24 protein-coding genes are annotated in these 25,609 nt (G+C 68.6%); 14 read left to right on the top strand and 10 right to left on the bottom strand.

All coding sequences use genetic code 11. The features are described from left to right. Window positions 1-124 precede the first annotated feature (124 nt). The 5 genes from ACUTR7_RS18120 to ACUTR7_RS18100 form a co-directional block, all read right to left on the bottom strand. The gene (locus ACUTR7_RS18120) at window positions 125-1,102 is read right to left on the bottom strand and encodes a VOC family protein (RefSeq protein ID WP_445609473.1); all 978 of its coding nucleotides are present in this window, start codon (window positions 1,100-1,102) and stop codon (window positions 125-127) included. 76 nt (window positions 1,103-1,178) lie between these two features. Further along, window positions 1,179-2,015, bottom strand: a complete 837-nt coding sequence (locus tag ACUTR7_RS18115; RefSeq protein ID WP_197942712.1) for a fumarylacetoacetate hydrolase family protein — start codon at window positions 2,013-2,015, stop codon at window positions 1,179-1,181. A 90-nt stretch (window positions 2,016-2,105) separates the two neighbouring features. Next, window positions 2,106-3,221: a porin gene (locus tag ACUTR7_RS18110; RefSeq protein ID WP_445609472.1), complete on the bottom strand. Its 1,116-nt coding sequence runs from the start codon at window positions 3,219-3,221 to the stop codon at window positions 2,106-2,108. 145 nt (window positions 3,222-3,366) lie between these two features. After that, window positions 3,367-5,028 carry an FAD-dependent monooxygenase gene (locus tag ACUTR7_RS18105; protein WP_445609471.1) on the bottom strand — a complete coding sequence of 554 codons (1,662 nt, stop codon included), beginning with the start codon at window positions 5,026-5,028 and terminating at the stop codon, window positions 3,367-3,369. A 16-nt stretch (window positions 5,029-5,044) separates the two neighbouring features. Next, complete coding sequence (locus ACUTR7_RS18100) at window positions 5,045-6,013, bottom strand: Bug family tripartite tricarboxylate transporter substrate binding protein (protein ID WP_445609470.1); 969 nt, start codon at window positions 6,011-6,013, stop codon at window positions 5,045-5,047. Window positions 6,014-6,240: 227 nt separating this feature from the next. Between ACUTR7_RS18100 and ACUTR7_RS18095 the strand changes: the two genes are divergently transcribed. Beyond that, window positions 6,241-7,158, top strand: a complete 918-nt coding sequence (locus tag ACUTR7_RS18095) for a LysR substrate-binding domain-containing protein (RefSeq protein WP_445609469.1) — start codon at window positions 6,241-6,243, stop codon at window positions 7,156-7,158. A 191-nt stretch (window positions 7,159-7,349) separates the two neighbouring features. Next, window positions 7,350-8,882 (top strand): glycosyltransferase family 39 protein, encoded by a 1,533-nt coding sequence (locus ACUTR7_RS18090; RefSeq protein ID WP_445609468.1) that lies wholly within the window; start codon window positions 7,350-7,352, stop codon window positions 8,880-8,882. Between the two features lie 24 nt (window positions 8,883-8,906). Here the strand turns inward: ACUTR7_RS18090 and ACUTR7_RS18085 are convergent, their stop codons facing one another. From ACUTR7_RS18085 to ACUTR7_RS18075, 3 genes are all read right to left on the bottom strand, one after another. After that, entirely contained in the window at window positions 8,907-9,062 is a 156-nt protein-coding gene (locus tag ACUTR7_RS18085; RefSeq protein ID WP_445609467.1) for a hypothetical protein, read from the bottom strand. A 10-nt stretch (window positions 9,063-9,072) separates the two neighbouring features. Beyond that, window positions 9,073-9,423, bottom strand: a complete 351-nt coding sequence (locus tag ACUTR7_RS18080; protein ID WP_445609466.1) for a hypothetical protein — start codon at window positions 9,421-9,423, stop codon at window positions 9,073-9,075. A gap of 197 nt (window positions 9,424-9,620) precedes the next feature. Next, window positions 9,621-10,280 carry a TetR/AcrR family transcriptional regulator gene (locus tag ACUTR7_RS18075; RefSeq protein ID WP_349614264.1) on the bottom strand — a complete coding sequence of 220 codons (660 nt, stop codon included), beginning with the start codon at window positions 10,278-10,280 and terminating at the stop codon, window positions 9,621-9,623. Window positions 10,281-10,340: 60 nt separating this feature from the next. On the opposite strand from ACUTR7_RS18075, the gene ACUTR7_RS18070 reads away from it, so the two are divergent. From ACUTR7_RS18070 to ACUTR7_RS18015, 12 genes are all read left to right on the top strand, one after another. After that, window positions 10,341-11,549, top strand: a complete 1,209-nt coding sequence (locus ACUTR7_RS18070; RefSeq protein ID WP_099751208.1) for an arabinose transporter — start codon at window positions 10,341-10,343, stop codon at window positions 11,547-11,549. Beyond that, complete coding sequence (locus tag ACUTR7_RS18065; protein ID WP_071954632.1) at window positions 11,542-12,324, top strand: siderophore-interacting protein; 783 nt, start codon at window positions 11,542-11,544, stop codon at window positions 12,322-12,324. Before ACUTR7_RS18070 ends, ACUTR7_RS18065 begins: the two co-directional genes overlap by 8 nt. A gap of 123 nt (window positions 12,325-12,447) precedes the next feature. Beyond that, window positions 12,448-13,881 carry an amidase gene (locus tag ACUTR7_RS18060; protein ID WP_445609465.1) on the top strand — a complete coding sequence of 478 codons (1,434 nt, stop codon included), beginning with the start codon at window positions 12,448-12,450 and terminating at the stop codon, window positions 13,879-13,881. Window position 13,882: 1 nt separating this feature from the next. After that, entirely contained in the window at window positions 13,883-14,758 is an 876-nt protein-coding gene (locus tag ACUTR7_RS18055) for a polysaccharide deacetylase family protein (protein ID WP_013803733.1), read from the top strand. A 28-nt stretch (window positions 14,759-14,786) separates the two neighbouring features. After that, on the top strand, window positions 14,787-16,232 hold the full coding sequence (locus tag ACUTR7_RS18050) for an MFS transporter (protein WP_071954630.1): 1,446 nt from the start codon (window positions 14,787-14,789) through the stop codon (window positions 16,230-16,232). A 7-nt stretch (window positions 16,233-16,239) separates the two neighbouring features. After that, on the top strand, window positions 16,240-17,016 hold the full coding sequence (locus ACUTR7_RS18045; RefSeq protein WP_445609464.1) for an SDR family NAD(P)-dependent oxidoreductase: 777 nt from the start codon (window positions 16,240-16,242) through the stop codon (window positions 17,014-17,016). Between the two features lie 11 nt (window positions 17,017-17,027). Beyond that, window positions 17,028-17,786, top strand: coding sequence for an SDR family NAD(P)-dependent oxidoreductase (locus ACUTR7_RS18040; RefSeq protein WP_013803736.1), 759 nt, complete (start codon window positions 17,028-17,030; stop codon window positions 17,784-17,786). Between the two features lie 191 nt (window positions 17,787-17,977). Further along, a complete protein-coding gene (locus ACUTR7_RS18035; RefSeq protein ID WP_232245326.1) occupies window positions 17,978-18,310 on the top strand; it encodes a hypothetical protein in 333 nt (110 codons plus the stop codon). After that, window positions 18,307-19,407: a CobW family GTP-binding protein gene (locus tag ACUTR7_RS18030; protein ID WP_445609463.1), complete on the top strand. Its 1,101-nt coding sequence runs from the start codon at window positions 18,307-18,309 to the stop codon at window positions 19,405-19,407. Before ACUTR7_RS18035 ends, ACUTR7_RS18030 begins: the two co-directional genes overlap by 4 nt. A 23-nt stretch (window positions 19,408-19,430) precedes the next feature. After that, a complete protein-coding gene (locus tag ACUTR7_RS18025; RefSeq protein WP_063327984.1) occupies window positions 19,431-20,621 on the top strand; it encodes an ABC transporter substrate-binding protein in 1,191 nt (396 codons plus the stop codon). Window positions 20,622-20,721: 100 nt separating this feature from the next. After that, entirely contained in the window at window positions 20,722-21,798 is a 1,077-nt protein-coding gene (locus ACUTR7_RS18020) for a GntR family transcriptional regulator (protein WP_445609462.1), read from the top strand. 128 nt (window positions 21,799-21,926) lie between these two features. Beyond that, complete coding sequence (locus ACUTR7_RS18015; RefSeq protein WP_013803741.1) at window positions 21,927-22,316, top strand: hypothetical protein; 390 nt, start codon at window positions 21,927-21,929, stop codon at window positions 22,314-22,316. Window positions 22,317-22,377: 61 nt separating this feature from the next. On the opposite strand, the gene ACUTR7_RS18010 is transcribed toward ACUTR7_RS18015, so the two are convergent. Then, window positions 22,378-23,892, bottom strand: coding sequence for a L,D-transpeptidase family protein (locus ACUTR7_RS18010; protein WP_445609461.1), 1,515 nt, complete (start codon window positions 23,890-23,892; stop codon window positions 22,378-22,380). Next, complete coding sequence (locus ACUTR7_RS18005; RefSeq protein WP_445609460.1) at window positions 23,892-25,226, bottom strand: L,D-transpeptidase Cds6 family protein; 1,335 nt, start codon at window positions 25,224-25,226, stop codon at window positions 23,892-23,894. Before ACUTR7_RS18005 ends, ACUTR7_RS18010 begins: the two co-directional genes overlap by 1 nt. Between the last annotated feature and the right edge of the window lie 383 nt (window positions 25,227-25,609).

The following is a 25,609-nucleotide window of genomic DNA, read 5'->3' as shown; positions in this document are numbered from 1 at the left end:
GCCATATAAATCAATAGGTTACGAGGCACAAAAGAGCAATACCCACAGAAGTGCCCACATAAAAAAGCGCCCCGATGCCGCAAGGCAGCGGGGCGTTCCTGCGTCTGGGGCATTGGCGGGCGCCTCAGCGTGGCGGCTCGTGGTTGGTGACGAAGTCGGCGGGCACGTCCGGCCCCCAGACGTAGAGCGAATCCTCGGGAGGATGGTCGGCCGCAGGCCACACCGCGCCCGCCTCGACAAAGTCGATGTCACAGGAGTACTCGGCGAAGCTGCCCCACGGATCGCGCACATAGCGAAAGAAGTTGGAGCCCAGCACATGCCTGCCCACGCCCCAGCCCTGCGCATAGCCCGCCTCGGCCATCTGCCGGGCGCCGCTGCCCACGGCATCGACAGAAGGCACGCACCAGCTGCTGTGGTGCAGGCCGGGTCCATGCGATGCGGCCAGTGCCAGCAGGTGGTGGTCGCTGCCGTGCGGGCTGTGCAGGAAGGCGATGACCGAGCCCGAGCGGTCCGAGAGCCTGAGTCCCAGCACATCGGTGTAGAACGCCAGCGCGGCATCCACGTCTGCGCAGAACAAAAGCACATGCGACAGGTGCAGCGGCCGGATCTGCGGCATGAGGCTGCGAGCCGGCGCGCGGCCGGCATTGCGGCAGGCCGGCGGCAGCACGTGCGGTGCGGGCGCCGACGGAGAGCTCTTGGCGGCTGCACGCAGCTGGATGGGCACCCCGTCGGGGCTGGCGATCCAGATACCGTCGGCCTGGGCACCGGCCGGCGCAGGAATGCGTGCGATCCCCGCGCCGTCGATCCGGCGCGAGAAGGCATCGAGATCGGCCGCATGGATGCCCAGGCTCAGCCACTGCAGCCGCTTGTGCGTTGCGGCCTCCAGCACCCGCGCCCAGCGGTGGGGGTGCCCGTAGGTGTGCAGCGCCAGCGCGCCGTCGATGTCGCGCACCTCGAGCCCGAAACTGGCGTAGAAATGCCGCGCCGCTTCGAGATCGGGCACGCTGAAGACAAACTCATCGATCGAATGCACGGCCGGCTGCCCGGCCGTGCCGGATGGCGTTCCGTATGTCGTTCCAGATGGCGTGGGAAGGCTGCTCATGGTGTCCCCTCCTTTGCATGCTCACTGTGCGAAGACCGGCGGGCAGCGCCACGCGGCCGGTGGGCGGGCGAGGCCATCACCGCACCCGCTGGAGCTGCCGCCCAAGAACCCCGCCGTCCAGCGTCATGACATCGCCGGACTTCAGGAAGCGGGGCGGCTTCATGCCCAGGCCGACACCTGCGGGCGTGCCGGTGATGACAAGGTCGCCGGGCAGCAGCGTCATGAACTGGCTCAGATAGGACACGAGACAGGCCACCGGAAAAATCATGTCTGCCGTGCTGCTGCGCTGCATGACCTCGCCATTGACGGACAGCGTCAGTTCGATGGCCTGGGGGTCGGGCAGCTCGTCGGTGGTGACCAGCCACGGCCCGACCGGGCCGAAGCCATCGAAGCTCTTGCCCTTTCCCCACTGGCCGTTGCGCTTGATCTGCCAGTCACGCTCGGAGATGTCGTTGGCCAGCAGGTAGCCGGCCACATGCGCGAGCGCACCTTCCACGGGGATGCGGCTTGCGCGCGTGCCGATCACAAAGCCCAGTTCGATCTCCCAGTCGGTGGCAACCGACGCTTCGGGCAGGCGCACCTCGTCGTCCGGCCCGGCCAGCGATGAAAGCGCCTTGTGAAAGACCACGGGCTCCTTCGGAATGTCGAGACCCGACTCCTCGGCATGCCGCCGGTAGTTGAGCCCGATGGCAACGAACTGGCGCGTGCCGGCGACAGGGGCGCCCAGGCGGCTGCCATGCGCCACCAGCGGCAACCGCTGCAGATCGACGGCGGCCAGAGCGGCCAGCCTGCCGGGCGCCATCCACTCGGGCGTGAAATCGGGCACCAGGTCCGACAGGTCGCGCGCCTGGCCTTGGGAATCGATGGCGCCGGGCTTCTCGCAGCCGCTGGCGCCGTGGCGTATCAGTTTCATGGTCTGTCTCCTGGAACGGGAAGTGGGAAGTGGAAAGTGGGAAGGAAATGGATCGGGACGCGGACGCGGGCCCTGCATGCGGGTTGAGCCTCAGAAGCTATGCCGCACGCCGGCAGCGAAGCCGTTCTGCGAACGCCCGGGGGCGGGCGCGGCGCCTGGCGCCGCATTGCTGACCGACAGCGCAAGTGCTCCCTCGTTGGACAGATGCCCTGCGGTCGCATACAGCGTGGTGCGCTTGGACAGCGAATACTGGGCCCGCAGGGCAAAGAGCCGGGCCCCGTCGTCGCTTCGCCTGAAACGCAGATCCAAGGCCTGCGCGTCGAGGGTCAGGGCCGGTGTGGCGGCGACACTGGCGCCCAGATACCAGAGATCGCTGCGTGGCGCATCGGGACGGCCGTCGTTGTGGCGGGCAATGACCCCGGCGCCGAGCTTCCATGCTCCCCAGCGCACCCATCCCGCGGCGGTGGAGCGACGGTCCTTGCGCGCGCTGCTGGTCAGGCCTGCGAAGGCGCCGGGGCCTCCACGGATTTCATCGACGGCCAGCGCGATGCCCCAGGCCTTGGCCTCGTACTTGAGCATTGCCGACCATTGCCGGCAGGCGCTGGAGTCGCCCGGCTGCTCGCCGGGGCAGTTGGTTCCCGCGGGACCGGGGCCCGCGTTGACGGCATCACGCCCCAGGCTGTAGGTCGCGCCGACAGTGAAGCCGCCAAGGCCGGCGCGCCACGCAAGCGCGTTGTCCGCACGCGCATTGGGCAGGTAGCTGTCCAGCGAGGCCGCGCCGTAGGCATTCGGGCCGAGGATGTCCGCATCGAGCTGGGACCAGTACAGCATGGTGTACTGGCGCCCCAGTGTGAGGCTGCCCCAGTCGCCGGACAGGCCGACAAAGGCCTGGCGCCCCCAGGCGCGCCCGCCCTGGTTCAGCACGCCCGCGTCGAGCGCCAGGCCCTGCTCCATCGTGAACAGGGCACGCAGGCCGCCGCCCAGGTCCTCCGAGCCGCGCAGGCCGATGCGCGACGGCACGCTGCCGGTGAGGCCCGGCATGCGGTTCAGCGAAGCGCCCCCCTGGCCCACATCGGTCAGGTGCTCGACGGATGCATCGAGCAGGCCATAGAGCGTGACGCCCTGGGCCAGGGCGGGTGCCGAGGGCACGGCAGCAGCACCGGCCAGGCATAGCGCGGCGCGAACAGGAAAGGAGGGGTGTGGCATGTTGTCTCCTGAAAGTGATGGATGTCGGCAAGGACGGCGAAGGCTCAGACTCAGGCGCAGGCCGGCGTCCCCCGGCCGGACTGGCCAGGGTCACGAAAGCGCAAGGCCGGACGGCCCGGGGAGCAGGCGGCCGGATGGGCCGGGGCTAGCCGGGCCCCACCGGCGGGCTGCGATGGCCCAGCGCCAGCGCCATGACCTCGGTCGGCTGCGCCGCACCGTCGCCGCGCCAGGCGATGTGGTGGTCCGGGCGGATCAGGACACGGTCGGCGCCATACAGCGCACGCGTCTGCCCGTCTTCGCCCCTCACCACATCCAGCCGGATGCCGTATTGCGCAGCAGCCTGCCTCCAGGGCTCCAGCCCGTCCGGGCCGAATGCAAGCAGTGTGAAATCGCGTCCGAACTCATCGAGCAGGGACCGGTCCGGCCCCGTTGCCACATGCGGAGCGCGCGTGCCGGGATAGCCGCCGGGCAGGTAGCGGTTGGGCTCGTCCGGCGGGGGCTCGGCCAACTCCCGGGCGACGACGGGGCTGTCGGCATAGCGCAGGCCCAGTTGCAGCCCCGGGATGTTGAACTCGCGTGCCACATGCTCCGAAAGTGCCTGCCCGAGCGCATGGCGGGCGCCGTCGCCCGCAGGCCCCTCCTGCTCCACTGCGGCCGTGACCGGCAGGCATCCGATGCTGTCGGCCATGCTGCGTGCAAAACTGGTGTTGCGCTGGGCGATCGGCCGCCGCTCGGCCTCATAGCTGTCCAGCAGCGCCGGGCCGGCCGCCCCCTGGATGGCCGCCGCCAGCTTCCAGCCCAGGTTCACGACGTCGTCCACGCTGGTGTTGTAGCCCATGCCGCCCGTGGGCGTGAACAGGTGCGCCGCATCGCCGGCGATGAACATCCTGCCGTGCCGCAGGCGCTCGGCCACCAGGGCATAGCCCGCGTTCCAGGGGGTCAGCGCGATCAGCTCGTGCGCAAAAGGCCGGCCGACGACGGCCTGCAGCGCCTGCTGCGGATGGAAATCGGCAGGCTGGGTGCCTTGGGGCAGTTGCACGATCAGCACGAACCGGTCCACGCCGTCGATGGCGCACAGCAGGCCGCGCTGCCCGGGACCGACGGCCCAGTACTGCCAGGCCCTGGGCTTGCCGATCAGCCCGTACAGACCGGGAGCGCGGAAGTAGATGGACATCATCTGGCCGCCCAGGAAGTCCCGCCGCTCGCTGCCATGGCCTGCGTAGACGACGCCCATGGCCTGGCGGACCAGGCTGCGCGGCCCGTCGCAGCCGACCACATAGGCGGCCTGCAGCAACTCGGTACGGCCCGTGTCCGGCTCGCGGCATTCGATCTGCACTGCGCAACCGGTGTCCTGCACCGCCTCGGCCCTCAGGCCAAAACGCAGCACGGCGCTGGCATGGCGTTCGGCCTGCGCCCTGAGCACGGGCTCGATGAACATCTGCTGCGCCCGATGCGGCAGCTCGGGCGTCGGCCAGGCCTGTTCCCCGTAGTCGCCATAGGCCGTGCCCGAGGCGGCCTCCTCGGCCGAGGGAATGCGAAAGCGCGCCAGCTCGGGCCCCGTGAGCCGCGTGCAATAGACGACGTCCTGGGGGTGAGAGGGCGGCAGCCCCAGCCTGCGCACCTGGTCGGCAAAGCCCCGGCGGCGGTAATGCTCCATGGTCCGGGACGAGGTGGCATTGGCCTTGGGCAGCGTCGGGGGCCCGCTGCGCTCCTCGATCAGCACGCACGGTATGTCCCTGCAGCCCAGCTCGATGGCCAGCATCAGACCCGCGGGCCCTCCTCCGATGATCGCAACTTCGGTCTTCATGGCGTCTCCCCGGGGCTCAATCGACGGTCACCTTGACGCGGCGCAGCACTTCGGCATAGCGCTCGCGGTCGGCCTGCATGAGCTCGGCGACCTGCCTTGCGGGGCCGATGCTGGTGAAGAAGCCGAAACCGGCCAGGCGATCCCTGACGTCAGGCGCGGACAGGGCCCGGTTCACCGCCTCGTTGATGCGCTCGGCGACGGCCGGCGGCGTGCCCTTGGGCGCCATGAGCGCGACCCAGGTCAGCGCATCGATGCCGGCCGGGCCACCGGCTTCCTGCACGGTCGGCACATCGGGCAGCGCCGGGGAACGCTGGCTGTCCGCCACGGCAAGAAAGCGCAGCTTGCCAGCCTGCTGCAGGGGGCCGGACGTCGCAATGCTGCCGTAAGCCCAGTCCACCTCGCCCGTCGACACGGAGGCGTACAGCTGCGAAGTCTCCTTGTAGGGGACATGCATCATTTCGACACCCATGGCGGTCGCGGCCCGGGCCGCGCCCAGATGCAGCGGCCCGCCCACCGCATTGGAGCCATAGGTCATGCCGGGCTTGCGCCGCGCCGCCGCCATCAGTTCGGCCAGGCTGTGGAAGGGGCTTTGCGCGCCGACCACGACGAAGAAGGCGGTCTTGTAGAGCAGCGCCACCGGCGTCAGCTCGCTTTGCGGGTCATAGGCCAGCTTGCGCAAGACCAGCGGATTGATGGACAAGTGGCCTACGTCCACCACCACCAGGTCGTTGCCCGTGGGCGGCGCGTTCTTCATCGCATTGATGGCCACCACGCCGGCCCCACCCGGCCGGGGGTCGACGACGACCGGCTGCCTCCATTGCGCCGAGAGCTTGTCGGCGACCAGCCGGGCCACCACGTCGGGGCCGCTGCCCGCGGGAAAGGCACTGGTGATGCGCACCGTGCCGCCGGCGGCCGTCTGCGCGGCGACGGAGCCCGCCGCCAGGGTTGCCAGCGCACAGGCGCCGGCCCATTTCCTAATGCTCATGCTGCTTGTCTCCTATGGGGTCGCCGGGCTGTGCCGACGTTATGGAGGGCATGCTAGGTCTGGCAGGCCGGCTGCGGCAGAGGGCAGAAACGCCTCAGCGATGCATGGCTGTTATCACTGGAGCGTTCTGCGGCGGCTCAGGCGCGGCGGAGCCCGCATGCACGGCCCCTGCGGGAAATCCCCTGGCCTTGGCGCGCTCGGAAACGGGCATAAACACGCTCCGACCGATGCCCAAACTTCATCACCTTCGCAATTTCGTCGCCGTTGCCCGGGCACGCAGCCTGCGCAGCGCCGCCCGCAGCCTGGGCCTGACCCAGCCGGCACTGACGCGCAGCGTGCGCGAGCTGGAAGCCGAGCTCGGCGTGGCGCTGTTCCAGCGCCATGCGCGCGGGGTATCGCTGACCGTGGCGGGCGAGCGATTCCTGCTGCGCGCGCAGGCCGCGCTCGAGGAGCTGCGTCGCGGCAGCGAGGAGGCCGCCCAGGCGCGCGGCGAAATGCAGGGCCATGTCGCCGTCGCTCTGTCCAGCGCGCCCGTGCTGTCGCTGCTGGCCCGCGCCTATGCCCAGTTCCGGCGCGACTGGCCGGATGTGCACCTGCGTTTCGTCGAAGGTCTGTTTCCGGCCGTCGAGCCGGCGCTGCGCGACGGCCGGCTGGACTTCTATCTGGGCCCTCGGCCCGAGAGGCAATTGAGCGCCAGCTACCAGGTGGCCCTGGTTCACCGCAACGAGCGTGTCGTGCTGACCCGCCGCGGCCATCCGCTGCGCACCGCCGGCAGCCTGCAGGCGCTGCTGGAGGCGGACTGGATCGTCACCGGCCTGCGCGAGCGCCGCGAGGAAGAGTTCGAGGAGCAGTTCTCCGCGCTCGGCCTGCGCAGCCCGCGCGTGGTGACGGTCGCCGAATCGTTGATGGCCCTGCTGGCGCTGCTGGCCAGCAGTGACGCCCTCGCCTTCTTGCCGCGCCAGTGGGCCGATACGCCCCTCTTCAACGGTGTACTGGAGCCCATTGCCGTGCGCGAGAGTCTGATGGCGCCCGACATCGTGCAGGTCACGCGTGCTGCGCTGCCTCTGACGCCCGCCGCGGAACGCCTGTCGACGCTGCTGCTGCGCGCGGCAGTCCACGACTTCGGCGAGCCGGCCGGCGCCTGATCCGCAGTCGCCGTCTCCACAGTATCTTCATACAATCTTTACATTGTATTGACCAGGCAGACATATTCTGCCGGACTCATAGCGCCTCGCGTAAGCCAAGAGTCCGTAGCCAACGCTGAAGCTCCCGTTCGACCGCCTTCCTGGGAATTCCCCCTGTGCCAGCGCACTTGTCATCGCCGCAGGCATTTCCTATGACCCATCCCGTCCCCTCTCAAGCAGCGAGCACGATCACGCGAAGCGCTCCGCTGGCCCTGGCCGCTCCGTCGCTTTCACTCGCACTCAAGATCGCCATCGGCCTGCTGGTCTTTGCCGTGGCCTGGCTGCTGCAGATCGACAGCTCCAGCCTCACCGCACCCAAGGACAACCTCGAACAGCTGACCTGGGTGCACAGCCTGGAATGGGGCTACTACAAGCATCCGCCCCTGCCGACCTGGCTGCTTTCGGTGCCGGTCCATTTGTTCGGCCTGTCTGCGCGCACCAGCTACGCCACCGGCGCGCTTTTCACGCTGGCGGGCCTGTTCCTTTTCTGGAAGCTGCTGAATGACTTGCGCGGCAGCCGCTACGCCACGCTGGCCCTGTTGGCGGCCATGTGCATCACCTACTACAACGAGCGGATGCACTTCTTCAACCATGAAGTGGTGCTGATGCCCTTCTTCGCGGCCAGCGCCCTGCTAGTGTGGCGTGCGGTGGGCAGCAGGCAGCTGCGCTGGTGGGCCGCCCTGGGCTGCTGCCTGGGGCTGGGCGCACTGGCCAAGTACCAGATGATCCTGGCCGCCGTGGCGGTATTCCTGTTCTGGCTGGCGTCAGGCGCCTGGCGCGAGCGGGTCCACATGATCGGCCTGGTGCTGGCGGCAGCCATCTCGCTGGCCATCATCTCGCCGCACCTGTACTGGCTTTTCCTGAACGACTTCGGGCCCATCCGCTATGCCACCGAATCCTCGCTGGGCGCCAGCCTGGGCGGTGGCGCAAGACTGCTCAATACGCTGCACTGGCTGGCCGACCAGCTGCTCAACCGTGCATTGCTCGCCTGGGTGCTGCTGGGACTGGTGATGGCCCTGCACCGCCGCAGCCGCCGTGCGCCGCAGGACACACCGCAGCGCCCCGGGACAGCCGATGCATCGCGCGCGCTGATCCTGTGCTTTGGCCTCACGCCCATCGTGCTGACGTGCGCCATCGGCATCTTTGCGGGCTCGTCGCTGCAGCTGCACTGGGGCACGCCCTTTCTGCTGCTGGCCGTTCCCGTCGCCATGGAGCTGGCCGGTGCCAGGCTGCACGCGTCGCGCATATCGATCACCACCGCCATCAAGTGCTTCGTGGCGCTTCAACTGGCCTTGCTGCTCGTGGCCCAGATGACCTCGGCGCGCAGTGAACTGCGGCTTAACAGCCGGCACTGGAGAAACTTCGATTCAAAGGCCTTGAGCCAGGCGCTTGCCGAACCCGCGCGCGAAGCGCTGGGCGGCGATATCCGCGTGATCGCAGGCCCCACGGCCGAGGCCAAGGCCCTGGCCCTGAAGCTGCGCGAAAAGCCACTGGTGCTGATCGATGGCCGCATGGACATCAGCCCCTGGATTTCCCAGCACATGGTGGATGCCTGCGGCGTGCTGCATCTGCAGCTGGCGGCATCGCAGCCGCCCGGCCATCAGCCGGTGGGCGAAGGATTTCCCTCCCTTTTCTGGCGTGTCACCCCGCCGGAGGAAGATGCGGGCAGCTGCGTCCCAAGCTGAACAGGGTGATGGCCGGGCCGGGCACTAGCGAACCAGCACGTGCCGCACATCGATGGCAAAGCCGCTCAAACCCTTGCCCGGGGTTTCGCCGTCTTCGACGTCCACATCGAACAACTGCCAGTGCGCTTGCCTGCCTTGCGGCAAAGGCAGACAGGAGATCTGCGGCCCCATGTCGATCATGGCTGCGATGTCATTGACAGCATGCACCTGTGCCGCTCGCAAGGGGCATCAGCAAGTCGTCGGCAATGCCCAACGCGCGCAGGCGGCCCAGCGCCTGCTGCGCATCGCTGAGCAACGGGCCTTCGTTGACGTTCAGATCTCCTTGGTGCAACTGCTCCAGCCAGCGGCTGTCTCCGGCAGCCGATACCTCGCTGCACAACCCGTGAACCAGTGCCGCCATTGCCACGGTGGGCTCTCCGCGGCTTTCGCTCAGAGCCCATAGCACGGGCTCGGCCATACCAAGCGATTCGTAATACGGGAACAGCCCGTGCAGTTCGGGATGCTGTTCGAGCAGGTACTCGCTGTAGGACTTTTTGGGCATGAGCGTGCAGTGTGTTTTCAGATCAGGGCTTGGGGATTTTCTGAGCAGATGGCGATATCTGGCTCATTGGCTCCGTGCTTTTTCTTGCGCCGGAGGAAGACAGCAGAATCCGGGTCATATTTGCGGGCAGCCTGCCTTCGGGGCTGAAGAGGCTTTCGCACCCTGAGGACCTGGCGACCAAATCGCGCTTCGCATCCTCAACCCAGGGCAGGCGCTCGCAGATACCCCATCAGCACCTGCACGATGCCATCCTCCAGGGCCTGGGGGGTGAACATGGCCGGCGGATCGATGACGGCGGCATGCACCAGGGACTCCATGGTCTGCAGCAGCATCCAGGTGGCCAGGTCCAGATCGCGGTGGGCGAGCTGACTGCGGTGCAGCTCCAGGAGCTGGCGCACCTGGCGGAAGATGCCGCCGTCCGCCGCGCTTTGCTCGCGCGGCGCGTCGAAGAAGGGGAACTCCTTTTCCAGCACCCGGTGCAGATCGGGCTCGACCCGGTGCGCCGCCAGCAGCGCCCGGACCATGGCCTGCACATGGCCTTGCAGGCCCTGCGGCCGCTCTGCCGCAAGCACGGCGGCAATGGCCGCGTACATCTGCGCGGCGTGGCGCTCGTGCAAGGCCGTGATCAGCGAGTCCTTGTTGGGAAAGTACTGGTAGAGCGAACCCACGCTCACACCTGCGCGCTCGGCCACCAGATTGGTGTTGGTGGCGGCGTAGCCGCGTTCTGCAAGAACGCGAGCCGCGGCCTCCAGAATGGCCTCGACCGTGGCAAGGGAACGCGCCTGCCGTGGCTGCTTGCGGGGCTGGGGCAGCTGCCGCTGCGCCGCCTGCGAATGCGAGTTTTCAATGCGAGCCATGGCTCATATTCTCCTGGACATGTGATCTGAGTTTTTACTCGTATTTGAAAGGGAATGCACATGTCTTCCGGAATTTCGCCATCCGCGGCCGCGTCGCCGCCGGTGAACGCATTTGCGCGGCTGCTGCCGCTGACGCTGGCGGTCTTCGTCAGCTTTCTCTGCCTGGGCATGCCCATGCCCGTGCTGCCCCTGCACCTGAGCCAGACCCTGGGACTGGGCACGCTGGGCGTGGGCACGGTGATGGGCTGCCAGTTCGCGGCGGCCCTGCTGTCGCGGGCCTGGGCCGGCTCTCTGGCCGACACGCGCGGCGCCAGGCGTGCCATGGTGCTGGGTATGTTGCTGGCCGCCGCTTCGGGCGTGGCCTACCTGATGTCCCGCGCCTTCGAGGGCGGACAGGCCGCAGTCTGGGTGCTGGCCGCCGGCCGCGTGCTGCTGGGCTGCGCCGAGAGCCTGATCATCACAGGCGCCCTGAGCTGGGGGATGGGAATGATCGGCCCGCAACATGCTGGCAAGGTGATGGCCTGGGTGGGCATTGCCATGTACGGCGCCTATGCGGCGGGCGCGCCGGCCGGCGTGGCAGTGCAGGCTGCCTGGGGCTTCTCGGGCATTGCCGTGGCCACCATCGTGCTGCCGCTGGCCGCCCTGGCCATGGTCTGGGGCCTGCGCGCCACGCCGGCTGCGGCCCAGCGCCGCACGCCGTTCTACAAGGTGCTGGGCACGGTGTGGCTGCCCGGCCTGGGGCTGGCCCTGTCCAGCGCGGGCTTTGGCGTGATCACCACTTTTGCGGCGCTGCTGTTCGCGTCGCGCGGGTGGGGCGCGGCCTCGCTGGCCTTTACGGCCTTCGGCCTGGCCTTCATCGGGGCGCGTTTGTTCTTCGGCCATCTGCCTGACAAGCTGGGCGGCGTGCGGGTGGCGCTGGCCAGCATTCCGCTGGAGGCAGCGGGCCTGCTGCTGATCTGGGGCGGCGGCGATGCGGCCTGGGCCTACGCGGGAGCCGCACTCACCGGCTTCGGCTATTCGCTGGCCTTCCCGGCCTTCGGCGTGGAAGCCGTCCGCCGTGCGCCACCCCAGGCGCGCGGTGCGGCCATGGGCGCCTATGTGGCCTTCTTCGACCTGTCCATGGGATTGACGGCTCCCGCCGCCGGGCTGCTGGCCAGTGTCACGGGCGTCGGAGACGTGTATTTCGCCGCCGCCGTGAGCGTGGCCCTGTCCATTGCCGTGGCCCTGCTGCTGCGCGTGAACGCAGCCCGGGGAGCCTCCCATGGCTGAGCCGCTTCACACCCCCGCCGGCACGCAGCGCGCCCTGGGCACCGTGGTGAACGTGCAGTCCATCACCCCGCGCATGCGCCGCATCACGCTGGGCGGCGAGCAGATTGCCGCCTTCTCGCGAGCGCCCGCAGCGGATGCGCCCGCCGCCTGGGTCAAGCTGTTCCTGCCGTCCGGCGAAGGTCGGGCCTATACGCTGCGCAGCGTGGACCGCCAGGCCGGCACGCTGGACATTGACCTGGTGCTGCATGGCGATGCGTTCAATGCCAAGCATGAGAACAACACCTCAGCTGGCGGCGACAGCCCCGCCTCCCGCTGGGCCGCCCAGGCCCGCGTGGGCGAGCAGGTGGCCATTGCCGGCCCACGCAGTGGCGGCTTCGCTCCACCAGCCGACACCGATTGGATGATGCTGGCGGGCGATGCCTCGGCCCTGCCGGCCATGCAGTCCATCGCCGCGAGTCTGCCGGCCTCCGCCCGGGTCAAGGCCTATGTGGAAATCGTCGACGACGGCGAATGCCAACCCATGGACAGCGCCGCCAACTGGCGCACCGAGTGGATCACCGCTGCGCCAGGCCAGCCCGGCCAGAGGCTGTGCCAGCGGCTCATGTACCGGCCGCTGCCGCTGGGCACCGGCTATCTGTGGATGGCCGGCGAGTCCGGCGCCATGCGCACGTTGAAGATGCACTTCCTGGACCGTGGCATCGCCCGCACCCAGCTGAGCACCAAGGGCTACTGGAAATCCGGCGAGGCGGACCACAAGGATCGCCAGGGTCGCTAGGGCCGCGCACGCAGCTTTCTCCCCCCATCAACAGCGCCACATCCCCCGGGTAACCACCCGGACGCGGGATGCAGGCGCTCACTAGAATCAAAAAATGAACTTTGACATCAACATTCAAATTCAATGAAAACCAATGGCTGCCAGACGGCGCCTCCCTCGGCCTCCGAACTGCATGCGGCGTATGCAGCCGGCACGCTGACGCCCATGCAAGCCACCGAGCACTGCCTGCGGGTGGCCTGCGCAAGCCAGTCCGTGTTCACGCGCATCACGGCGGACCGCGCGCTCGAAGAGGCCCGGCAGTCCACCGAGCGCTGGCGCTCGGGCCGGCCGCTGGGGCCGCTGGACGGCATCCCCATCAGCTGGAAGGACTTGTTCGACGTGCGCGGCACGCCGACCACGGCAGCCTCGGCCCTGCTGCAGTCGGCCGCGCCAGCCCGGGCCGACGCCGCCGTGGTGGCGCGTGCCGCAGCGGCCGGCATGGTCTGCCTGGGCAAGACCAATCTCAGTGAGTTCGCCTACTCGGGCCTGGGGCTCAATCCCTGCTTCGGCACGCCGGTGTTTGCACATGAGGGAGGCCACGACCGGGCGCCCGGGGGCTCGTCCAGCGGCGCTGCGCTGGCCGTGGCCCTGGGGTGCGGGCCGCTGGCCATGGGCACGGACACGGCGGGGTCCGTGCGCATTCCCGCCGCCTTCAACGGGCTGGTGGGCTATCGCGCCAGCAGGGGGCGCTATTGCCTGCAGGGCGTGTTTGCGCTGGCGCCGTCCCTGGACACCCTGGGGCCGCTGGCCCTGAGCGTGGCCGACTGCATGGCGCTGGACCGCGTGCTGCGCGGGCTGACCGACGACGGCCATGCGAACGCATCCCCCGCCGCGGACCTGCGCAATCAGGTGTTCTGCACGGACCTCAGCCTGCTGGATGACGACCGCGTGCAAGCTCCCGTGCGCAACAACCTCCTGTCCTCCCTGGCCTTGCTGGAGACCCGGGGTGCCCGCGTGGAGCGCCGCACGCTGCGCAGCCTGCGCGCCGTACGGACGCTGACCCGGCGCCATGGCTGGCTGGGCGCCCATGAAGCCTTTGCCACCCACCGCGCGCGCCTGGACGATGCCGATCAGGCCGCACGCATGGACCCGCGCGTGCGCCAGCGCCTGGAGGCGGCCAGGCATCTGAGTCCTGACAGCTACCGGACATTGATCGCCCAGCGCGCACCACTGATGGCCTTGTTTGCGCAGGAGCTGGGCGATGCCACCCTGGTGCTGCCCACCACGGGCCACAGCGCCCCCCTGCTGCTGCCGCTGCTGGACGACGACAGGCTGTTTGCCGAAACCAACCTCGCCACGCTGCGGCTGACCATGCCCGGCAGCTACCTGGACACGCCGGCCGTGGCCCTGCCCAGCGGCGTGCAGCGCATTCCCGGCCTGGACGGCAGGCCTGCGTTTCTGCCCACGGGCCTGCAGCTCATGCGCCCCCGGGGCGATGACGACCAGCTGCTGCGCATTGCGCTGAGCGTCGAACAGGTTCTTTCCCCCTCCACCGTTCCCATTGATAGGAGTGCATGACATGAGCAAGGAAATCCAGATCACGTTTGGCGTGGACGTCGATGCCGTCGGCGGCTGGCTCGGTTCGTATGGCGGGGAGGACTCTCCCGACGACATCTCGCGCGGCATGTTCGCGGGCGAGGTCGGCTCGCTGCGGCTGCTCAAGCTGTTCCACAAATACGGCCTGAAGACGACCTGGTTCATTCCGGGCCACTCTGCCGAGACCTTTCCCGAGCAGATGAAGGCCGTGGTGGACGCGGGCCACGAAATCGGCATCCACGGCTACAGCCATGAGAACCCGATTGCCATGACGCCCGAGCAGGAAGAGGCCGTGCTGGACCGCAGCATCGAAGTCATCACGCGGCTGGCCGGCCGCGCGCCCACGGGCTACGTTGCTCCGTGGTGGGAATTCAGCCCGGTCACCAACGAGCTGCTGCTCAAGAAAGGCATCAAGTACGACCACAGCCTGATGCACAACGACTTCCACCCGTACTACGTGCGCGTGGGCGACCAGTGGACGCGCATCGACTACAGCAAGCATCCGGACACCTGGATGAAGCCCCTGGTGCGCGGCAAGGAGACACGGCTGGTCGAGATCCCCGCCAACTGGTATCTGGACGACCTGCCGCCCATGATGTTCATCAAGAAGTCGCCCAACAGCCACGGCTTCGTCAATCCGCGCGACATAGAGCAGATGTGGCGCGACCAGTTCGACTGGGTCTACCGCGAGCACGACTACGCGGTCTTCCCCATCACCATCCACCCCGATGTCTCCGGCCGCCCCCAGGTGCTGCTGATGCTGGAGCGCCTGATCGAGCATTTCCAGTCGCATGAGGGCGTGCGCTTCATGACGTGCGACCAGATCGCCGACGACTTCCTGCGCCGCCAGCCGCGTTGATGCCGCATCCCACCTCAGCGAGGACACCATGAATACCTCCGCCATTGCCTCCGACGCCCCAGGCGCCGGCCATCCGGCCCCGGCCGGGATCGATGCCCCCTGGACCGCGCCTACCGTGACGCGCAGGCAGGTCAGCTACGCCACCTGGGTCTGCTTTTTCGCCTGGGTCTTTGCCGTCTACGACTTCATCCTCTTCGGCACCCTGCTGCCGCAACTGGGCGAGCACTTCCAGTGGAGCGCCGAGCAGCAGGCGCGGCTGAACACCTGGGTGACGCTGGGCACGGTGATCGTGGCCTTTGCCATCGGCCCCATCGCCGACCGGCTGGGCCGGCGCAAGGGCATCATCATCGCCGTGGCAGGCGCCGCGCTGTGCTCGGGCCTGACGGCGCTGGCCGGCTGGGTGATCGGGCTGTCGGCGGGCCTGGGCTTCGTGCTGCTGATCGTGGTGCGCTCGCTGGCGGGCCTGGGCTATGCCGAGCAAAGCATCAACGCCACCTACCTGAGCGAGCTGTTCTCCCTGGTCTATACCGACCCGGCCTCGCTGCGGCGGCGCGGCTTCATCTACTCGCTGGTGCAGGGCGGCTGGCCCGTGGGCGCCGTGCTCACGGCCGTGCTGGTGGCCCTGCTGTATCCGCTGGGCGAGCGCTGGTTCGGCCAGGGCGGCGGCTGGGCGCTGTCCTTCGTGTTCGCCATGTTCCCGGCCCTGGTGATCGCCGTGCTGGGCCGACGGCTGGTGGAAACACCCCAGTTCCTGACCGCGCGGCGCGTGGCCGATCTGCGCCGCGCCGGGCGCGAGGCAGAGGCCATGCGCCTGGCGCAGGAGCATGGCGCCAGCCCACAGCAGGAGCAGCACACCGGCCTGTCGGCCATGTTCCGCGGTGCCTCGCTGCGGCCCACGCTGTCGCTGGCCCTGGGCTTTTTCCTGAACTGGTTCGCCATCGTGATCTTCGCGGTGCTGGGCACCTCGGTGCTGGGCGGCGCGGGCGGCACGCCGGGCAAGGGCGTGGATTTCTCCAGCGCGCTGCAGGTGCTCATCATCTCCAATCTCGCGGGCTTTCTGGGCTATGTCTTCCATGGCTGGCTCGGTGACCGCATAGGCCGGCGCAACGCCGTGGCCATCGGCTGGATGCTGGGTGGCCTGGCCTTCGCTCTCATGCTGAACGCGCCCTCGGGCGACTTCTGGCGCATCGTGCCGCTGTACTCGCTGGGGCTGTTCTTCCTGATCGGCCCCTATGCAGCCGCCCTGTTCCTGATCGGCGAGAGCTTTCCCAGCCACATCCGTGCCACGGCCAGCTCCTTCGTCAACGCCATGGGCCAGGTGGGCGCCATCGCGGCAGGCTTTGGCGTGACCTGGACGCTGTCGCAAGGCTCGGACTGGGTGCAGGCGGCGCTGTACTGGGGCGCCATTCCCTGCGCGGCCTCGGGCCTGCTGATGTTTCTGGCGCCCCATGTCGATCCCGAGACCGTGAAGTGAGGCCGACATGAACCCGGACACCCCCAGCAACAAGGTGGCCCTCGTCACGGGCGCCGCCAGCGGCATCGGCCAGGCGCTGGCCCTGGCCTATGCGCAGGCAGGCATTGCCGTGGCCGGCAGCTACTACCCCCGGGATCCGCACGATCCCGGCCAGACCCTGGAACTCGTCGAACGCGCGGGCGGGCGGTGCGTCATGGAGGCGGTCGATGTGGGCGATGCCGAACAGGTCGAGCACCTGGCCCGGGTCGCAGTGGACCGCTTCGGCCGGCTGGACTTCGCCGTCGCCAATGCGGGTTTGCTGCGCCAGGCGGCCCTGGTCGAGATGAGCGATGCGCAGTGGCTGGAGGTCATCAACATCGACCTGGGCGGAGTGATGCGCACCTTCCGGGCCAGTGCGCGCCACATGGCTGCAGGCGGGGCCATGGTGGCCGTCTCCTCCATTGCAGGCGGCGTCTACGGCTGGGAGCAGCATGCCCACTATGCAGCCGCCAAGGCAGGCGTGCCCGGGCTGTGCCGCGCCGTGGCCATGGAGCTGGCACCGCGCGGCATACGCTGCAATGCCGTGGTCCCCGGCCTGATCGAGACGCCGCAATCGCTGGACCCGGTCAACTCGCTGGGGCCGGAGGGCCTGGCGCAGGCGGCCAGGGGCATCCCGCTGGGACGCGTGGGGCAGGCCCGCGAAATCGCCGCCCTGATCCGCTTCCTGACCAGCGACGAGGCCTCCTACATCACCGGCCAATCCATCATTGCCGACGGCGGCCTGACCGTGCGCTGGCCCAGTTGAGGACATCCGACATGAACACCTCCAAGCCCCTGGACGGCCGCCGCGCCGTCGTGACAGGCGCCGGCAGCGGCATCGGCGAGGCCATCGCCCTGGCCTATGCGCAGGCCGGCGCGCAGCTGTTGCTGGCCGACATCGATGCCGCCCGCGCCGACAGCGTGGCACAGCGCTGCCGCGCTCTGGGCGCGCAGGCCGAAACCGTCATCGGCGACGTGGGCGACGAGTCCACGGCCCACCGCATCATCGACCGCTGCGTGCAGGCCTTCGGCGGCATCGACATTCTGGTGAACAACGCCGGCATGCTCACCCAGTCGCGCTGCGCCGACATGTCCACCGCGATGTGGGACGAGATGCTGCGCGTGGACCTGCGCAGCGTCTTCCTGTGCGCGCGGCGCGCGGTGCCGCACATGCAGGCCCAGCGCTGGGGCCGCATCATCAACATTGCCTCGCAGCTGGGCATCAAGGGCGGCGTGGAACTGAGCCACTATGCGGCGGCCAAGGCCGGCGTGATCGGCTTCACCAAGTCGCTGGCGCTGGAAGTGGCACCCGACAACGTCCTGGTCAACGCCATTGCCCCCGGCCCCATCGCCACGCCGCTGGTCGATGGCATCAGCGCGGACTGGAAGCGCGCCAAGGAGGCCAGCCTGCCGCTGGGCCGCTTCGGCCGCGCCGACGAGGTGGCGCCCACGGCCGTGCTGCTGGCCTCCGATCCCGGTGGCAATCTGTATGTGGGACAGACGCTGGGCCCCAACTCCGGCGATGTCATGCCGTGAAAAGAAGCACCCCCTGAGTCGCTTCGCGCCTTCCCCCTCTCTTCGGAGGGGGGCGTACGGGCAGCCGGCGACACCCTCGGTGCGGGGCGGCGCGGCCGGCATAGGCCCTTCCTCGGTGTCTCTGCTCTTTGGCTGCGCCAGTTTCGCAGGCGGCTCCATTCGCAACCGAAAGGGTTTCTGTCATGTGTGGAATGTGCGGTTTGCTGCAGGCCTCCGGCCACTGGAGCCAGGCGCCGGCCGGATCGGCCGGGCGCCGCCAGCGGCTGATTCAGATTGCGCGCGCCAACCGGCTGCTGGCGCTGTGGCGGCTGCGGCTCAGCGATTTCCATGGCCAGTCCTATGTGCTGGCCGGCCCCACGGGGGCCAGCGTGCTGATTGCCGATTTCGGCGCGCTGTGGCCCGCCGCCGAGCAGATGCTGGGCCGAGCCCTGGATCCGCTGGCCATGCCGTGGCAGCCGGCGCAGGCACAAGGGCAGGCACAAGTGCGTGCACCATCACAGGAACACAGGGAGCAGGTGCCATGAGCGGCCTGACGGACCACCACGGCGAGCGGCTGCCCGTGGGCGTGCTCACGGGCTTTCTGGGCAGCGGCAAGACCACGCTGCTCAGGCAGTGGCTGCAGGACTCGCCCGCGGGCGAGACTGCAGTGCTCATCAACGAATTCGGCGCCGTGGGGCTGGACCATCTGCTGGTGGGCCGCATAGACGCCGACACGGTGCTGCTGGACAACGGCTGCGTCTGCTGCGCCATACGCGGCGAACTCAAGGACGCTTTGTGGCGCCTGCACCAGCGCCGCCTGCGCGGCGAGCTGCCGCCTTTTCAAAGGGTGCTGATGGAGACCACGGGGCTGGCCGCGCCCGGCCCCGTGATCGCCACCCTGATCGGCGATGCGCAGCTGCGCCAGATCTTCAGGCCGGCCTTCATCTCCACCGTGGTCGATGCACTGCATGCCCCGTGGCAACAGTCCCGGCGCCCCGAATGGCTGGCCCAGGTCGCGGCGGCCGACCGGCTGTACCTGAGCAAGACCGACCTGGCCACGCCACAGCAGGCCGAGGCACAGCGTGCACGACTGGCGCAGATCAATCCCCTGGCCAGCATCGTCACCTGCGGCCCTGGCGCAGCGGTACCGCCTGCCTGGCAGATGCAGGAATCCCATGCCCTGCAAACCGATTGGCTGGCACGCGCCATTGCCGGCACGCCGCGCGGCCGCACGGGCCAGCGCCAGGGCCAGGGCCAGGGTCTGCACGCAGGCGCCCAGGCGTTCTGCCTGGAACTTGACAGCCCGGTGGACTGGTGCGTGCTCACCCTGTGGCTGACCATGCTGCTGCACCGCCATGGCGACCGGCTGCTGCGCCTGAAGGGACTGGTGGCCGTGGCCGCGGATGGCTGGCCGCAGGGGCAGCCCACGGCGCTGCACGGCATGGGCCATCTCATGCACGCCCCCGAGCATTTGCCCGAGTGGCCGGGCGAGGACAGGCGCTCTCGCCTGGTCTTCATCACGGCCGGGCTCGATGAGCAGCAGGTCATGGCCTCCTGGCAATCGTTCCAATCGTTCTACCGCCTCCACTCGCAGGACAATGGCAGCCAGACCCCGGCAAGCCCCTCACCCCACACTGCGTGAACCTCCACGGCAAGGACCGCAACATGCGCAAGAACGATCCCGAACTGCGTGTCCTCGGCACCTCGGTGACGCTGACCGAAGCCCTGCGCCAGCGTGCGCAGCAGGACCTGGGCATACGCATCCATTTCGAGGTGCTGGACGGCTTCGACGCCCAGCGCCAGGCCGTGATGCGCCAGGACAGCTTCGACCTGTACGACCAGTGGTTCCACAGCGTGGATTTCCTGTGGCCCACCGGCACCCTGCAGCCCATCGACACGGCGCGCCTGACCTGTTGGGACGAGGTCAACGCCCTGCCCCGCACCGGCCGCATCACGCCGCAGGCGGCCTTTGGCGCGGGCTGCAATCCTGTCACGCGCCTGTATGTGCAGGCCGATGGCAGCGTCAGCGATGTGCCCAGCGCGCATATCTCAATGCTGCCGCTCACGCACAACGTCGACAGCTTTGTCTACCTGCCCGCCGCCCTGCCCGCGCTGTTCGACCAGGCAGAGGAAAGCTGGTCCTGGCTGGTCTCCCCCGCCTGCCGAGGGCGTGCTGCGCTGCAGGCCGATGCCGCCATCGGCGCGCTGGACGCGGCCCTTGCCCTGCAGGCCAGCGGCGACATGCGTTTCGGCGACATCAGCAACCTGGGGCTGGAGGAAATCGACCGGATGATGGCCGTGCTGCTGCAGCGGCAGGAGTCCGAGCAGTTCCGGGGCTTCTGGGGCAACTACGCCGATGCGGCACGGCTGATGATCGATGCAGGCGTTGCCATCCAGAGCCACTGGTCGCCGGCCATGGGCCACTACCGCGCGGCGGGGCTGGACTACCGGCTGGCCTGTCCGCGCGAAGGCTACCGCGCCTGGTACGGCGGCCTGGGCATCTCCAGCCAGGCCAGGGGCGACACGCTGGATGCCGCCTACCGCTACTTGAACTGGTGGCAATCCGGCTGGCCCGGTGCCGCGATGGCGCGGCAGGGCTACTACATCTCCAACCCGCTGCGCACGCGCGAGCACCTGAGCGCCAGCGAATGGGACTACTGGTACGCCGGCCTGCCCGCCGCCGAAGACCTGCAGGGCACCGACGGCCAGCTCGTGATCCCGCGCGGCAGCGTGCGCGACGGCGGCTCCTACGAGCAGCGCCTGGGCCGCATCGCCGTCTGGAACACCGTCATGGACGAGCACAACTACCTGGTGCGCCAGTGGGCCACGCTGCTGCGCCGTGCGCGCGCCTTATAGTCCTGCCCGATGACGGCCCCCGCCCGCGGCGGCACACGCACACGCACACGCACACGCACACGCACACGCACACGCACACGCACACGCAGATGAAGCAGGAATGAGAAGAGCCACACAAGCATCCACGCAGACTGCGCGGGACGAAGAGACCGGCGAGAGCGGCGAATCTGGCGATTCCGAGCGCCGGCTGCGCTATGAACTGATACGCCAGCGCCTGCGCCAGGCCATCGTCGAGCAGCGGGTGGCGCCCGGCCTGGTGCTGCTGGAGGGGCCGGTGGCCAAGGTCTTCGGCACCAGCCGCATTCCCGTGCGCAAGGCCTTCGAGCTGCTGCATGCCGAAGGGCTGCTGAGCACCTTCGACGGACGCGGCTACCTGGTCGCCCGGCCCGGGCAGGCCGTGCAGCCCCAGCGCCTGACACTGGACGCGCAGGCCCTGGGCCTGGAGGCGGGCCAGGCCACGATCCACATTCCATCGGAAAGCGAGCGCATCCACGACGAGCTGGAGCAGTCCATCTCCATCGCCATGATCTTCGGGCGCTTTCAGATCGATGAGAGCGCCGCCATGGACCACTTCAACGTCAACCGCGTGGCCCTGCGCGAGGTGCTGAGCCGGCTGGTAGATAGAGGGCTGGTGGAGAAAAGCACCTACGCCGCCTGGCGTGTGGCCGCGCTGACGGCACGCGCGGTGAATCAGGACTTCGAACTGCTCGCCTTGCTGGCGCCCGCAGCGCTGCGCGAAAGCGGGCCGCGCTTGGACAGGGACATGCTCGCCAGCCTGCGCCACGGCCTGCAAGGCGCGACGGCGCCAGGTGTTCCGGACACGCAGGAACCATTGCGCCTGGAGCAGCGCCTGGAACAACGAGTCGAGCAGCACCTGCACGGCGACTTCCTGGCCCGGCATCCCAACGACAAGCTGGTGGGCATGCTGCAGCAGTGCCAGATGCCCTGGCTGATCCACAGCACCTTCTGCCGCATGTTTCCGCAATCGCCCAACCCGCCGCTGACGGAGAACTGCCGGCAGATCGTCGATGCCTTGTGGGAGGGGGAGTACGAGCGGGCCGCACACGCGCTGCAGGACTATCTGGCCCAGGCGCGCAAGCGCGCCCAGCTGCAGCTCAAGGTGCTGGCCGTGCTGCCTGAGACGCAATTGCCCGCCTACCTGGTGCGGCAGACCTGATCTTGTGATTCCTGCAATCGGCTGCCGCTGCCAGGCGCGGCTGGTTGCATGTGGAACCGCTGGTTTGCCTGCCGTTCACCGGGCGTTTACGCAAGCACGGCATATTGGGCGCCCAAAGGACCGCACCGATGAACGCCCTGCGCATCAGCACCACCGTCTTCACCGAAGCCAGATTCTGGAGCCTGGTGGTTTTCTCGGTCGTTCTTCCCTGCGCCATCTACGCGGCCCTGCTGGCCAAGCGCAGCATCTCGCGCACCACGGTGCTGCTGTTCGGGCTGGCCCTGGTGGCCATGGCGGGGGTGGATGTCTACCTGCTGCAGAGCCTGGCATCGGCGGCCCGGCAGACGCCGTCGCTGTCGGACAACGCCATCTTCGTCTCGGAGCTGTCCACGGCGCTGTACCTGCTACCGGCCATGATTGGCGGGATCGGCGTGAACATGACCTCGCATGTGCTGATACAGCATCTGTTCGATGCGGAGCGCCGGTTCGACAGCAACCGCAAGAACGAGACTACCTGAGCCGGCCGGGCCCCGCCTGGCGCTATCGGACGCTATCGGGAGCATCCGGACTCGGCCCGGTTCAGCCCATCACGTCTTCGGAAAAGAGCTGCCAGCGCCCGCCCGTCTTGCGCCAGTACTGGCGCAGCGGCAGGCCTTCGGCGAAGGCCTTGCTGCTGGCGCGCAGGTTGACCACGCGGATCTCTCCCTTGGCATCTTTCCAGGAATAGATGGACAGGTCCTGCAGCGTCACGCCGGGGCGGTTCAGGTAGGCGGCCAGCCGCTCCTGCGATGCGCGCGAGGCGGGCGACTGCAGCAGGTCCGGCGCGTAGAGCGCGGCCAGCTTGCGCGGGTCGGCCCCGTCCCAGGCGCTCTTCCATTCCTCGACGACACGCACAAAGGCATCTGCCGCCTTCTGCTGGGCCTGGGCCTTGGGGGCCACCCACTGCAGCTTTTCGCGGATCAGCACCGGCGTCTGCCGGTCCACGGTCTGCATGAGCAAGGTGAGGTCGGGGTTGGCCAGCACCAGGCAGCCATCGCTGGCCTCGGGCGCGCGCGAGAACTGGTCGGGCGGCGAGCCATGCAGCCAGATGCCGCTGCCCGAGCGGCCCACGGCCTTGTCCCAGTCGTTGGGAAAGTTGACCGTGAGCGCACCCTTGCCATAGAACTCCGGCAGCCGGGGTCCGGGGATGTGGCGGCCCACGAAGTAGATGCCCAGCGGCGTGCGCTGGTCGCCTTCCTGCCATTTGTCCGTGCCCAGCTTGCCCACGGAGACATAGAAATCCCCCACCAGCCGCAGCCCGCCCGCCTCATGGGCGAACAGGTACAGCCGTGACTTGCTGGCGTCGATGGCAATCGCATGCCGCACCGACGCGCCCAGCATCAGGAACTCGCCCGGAACGGAGCCCGCGGGCGGCGCGCCGCTGTCGGCCTGCAGGCGGCGCTTGAGTTCGTTTTGCAGATCCTGCAGCTGGGCCTGCGTGGGACTGGCCGGGCCTTCCAGCCGCGCGACACTGCCCACGGACAGGTTGTGCCGCACCAGCACGCCCTGGCCCGGATGGCCGGGAGCGGAGGAGGCGGCGACGGGCGTGCCCGCCAGCACCTCGCCGGCACGACCGGTCTTGAAGCGCAGCAGGTCGGCATACACCAGCTGGGCTGCACGGAAATTGGGAACCTCGGCGGTGAGATCGCCGGCGGCCTTCAGCGCACCGTCCAGATCCCGCTGCTCCACCTGGCGGATGATGGCCAGCAGGCGCGCCTCCGCCTGGCTTTGCTGTGCGGGGGCGGCGGCCTTGGCATGGGTGGCTGCCACGGCAGCGGCACCGCCCGCCGTGGCCACCGCAGCGGCGGCCAGGGCAGGCTTGCCCGATGCCGCGCGCAACTTGGCTGCGCCCGCCTTGCCGGAGGCAGGCTTGGAGGAGACAGGCTTGGCAGCTGCCGTTTTGGAGGCCTTGGCCTTGGCCTGCCTGGCATGGGCTGCCGGGCTGAAGGACACCGCGGACAGCGCGACCAGCAGCACGGCCACCCCGGCGGCCCGCGCATGCAGGCGCAGCAGGCCGGTGGGTGGCAGTGCCAGGGGACGCGCTTTTTCAGGCATCAGGAGCCGGTTCCTTCATGGGTGATGCGCCATTGTCCCTTTTCGCGCTGCATGCGCAGGGTCTTGCGGGTAGTGGTCTTGAGCGCGCCCGATGCGTAGTACTGGCGGAACTGGGCCGTGGCCTTGTCGCCATCCACGGTCACCTTCAGGTCGCGCACATTGACGACGATGGCGGTGCGGCCAACGATGCGCTGGCGGCGCTGTTCCTTCCACTTGGCCAGGCTGCTGCCATCGGCCGGGGAGAAGTGGTCGCTGTAGGCGTCCAGGTAGCGGTCCATGTCCTGGCCGGCCCATGCGGTGGACCAGGCCTTGACGGCGGCTTCCACTTCCTGCGCGGCAGCCGATTGTGCGGCCTTCTTCTCATCGACGGCAGGCGCTGCCTTGGCAGGCTCGGCGGCGGCCACGGCGGTGGCGGCTGCTGCGGTGGCCGGAGCAGCGGCCTTGGCCGCTGCCTGCCTGGCTTCCTCGGCCGCGCGGGCCTTGTCCTGTGCTGCCTGAGCGGCCTTTTCCTGGGCCAGCTTGGTCTCTGCCGCCTTGGCTTCCGCCGCCTTGGCCTGGGCCAGCTTGGCTTCTGCAGCCTTGGCCTCGGCAGCCTTGGCTTCTGCAGCCTTCGCTTCCGCCGCCTTGGCCTGGGCGGCCTTGACATCGGCGGCCTTCACTTCAGCGGCCTTGAATTCGGCAGCCTTGGCCTCTGCGGCCTTGGCTTCGGCGGCGCGGGTCTCGGCCAGCTTGGCGTCGGCTTCGCGAGCCTGGGCGGCCTTGGCATCGGCCACCTTGGTCGAGGCGGCCGTTGCCGTTGCCGTGGCCTGGGCCGTCTTGACCTGGGCGCCGCCCTGCTTGGGGAAGATCTGCGTGATCAGGGCCAGCTTGGGCTGGATGGCCTGGCGCGACCCGTCCAGCTGCAAGGCCTTGGCATAGGCATCGCTGGCCATGCGCGCATACAGGTCGCCCAGGTTCTCATGTGCCGTGGCGTAGCTGGGGTTGGTGCGAATGGCCTGCTCCAGCACTTCCGAGGCCTTGCGCTCCTGGCCCTCGGCGGCGTACAGCACGGCCAGGTTGTTGTAGGGCTCGGGCAGGCTGGGGTAATCACGGGTCAGCGCCGTGAAGATCTTGATGGCCTGGGCGTTCTGGCGCTGCTCCGCCGCGATCACGCCCTGCAGAAAGCGCATCTGCACATCGGCCGGGTTCTGCTTGAGGTAGGCCTCGGCCTGCTTGGCGGCCTGGGGCGCCTTGCCCTGCTCCAGCAGCCGGGAGACCTCGTCCACCGCCTCCTGCGACGCATGGGCAAACGCCCCGCACAAAGCGGCCCCCAGGCTGAAGGCGGCAATGGCCACAGGTCGGGCTATCCGCAAATAGGTACGACCCGGCACTCGCGACGGAACTCTGGACGAAATCAGCATATGGGCGCTCTCTACGCAATGAAAGTTGGAAGACGGGCCTGTTCGCTTTTGGGCTTCTTGCACACGCCGATATGCGCCTGCAGCCAAAAGCCAGCGATTTTATAGGCGAAAGCCACCTTGCCCCGCTGCATGGGTCCTTGAGACAAGGGCCATGAAACACGGCGCAAAGCCTGCTCCGAGGTAACGGAGCGGACCGGGCGGCGTTACGTAACGTGTGCCGTAACAGACCGTTGCTGAGACATTGTGATCAATAACAAAAACCATACAAATCAATATCTTAGGAAGATTCCTAGGCCATCCAGACCTGCCACCGGCAC

It is taken from the genome of Delftia sp. NA_296.1, assembly GCF_052692095.1.
The sequence above is the reverse complement of the archived record's forward strand: the minus strand, read 5'-3'. Positions and strand labels throughout refer to the sequence as shown.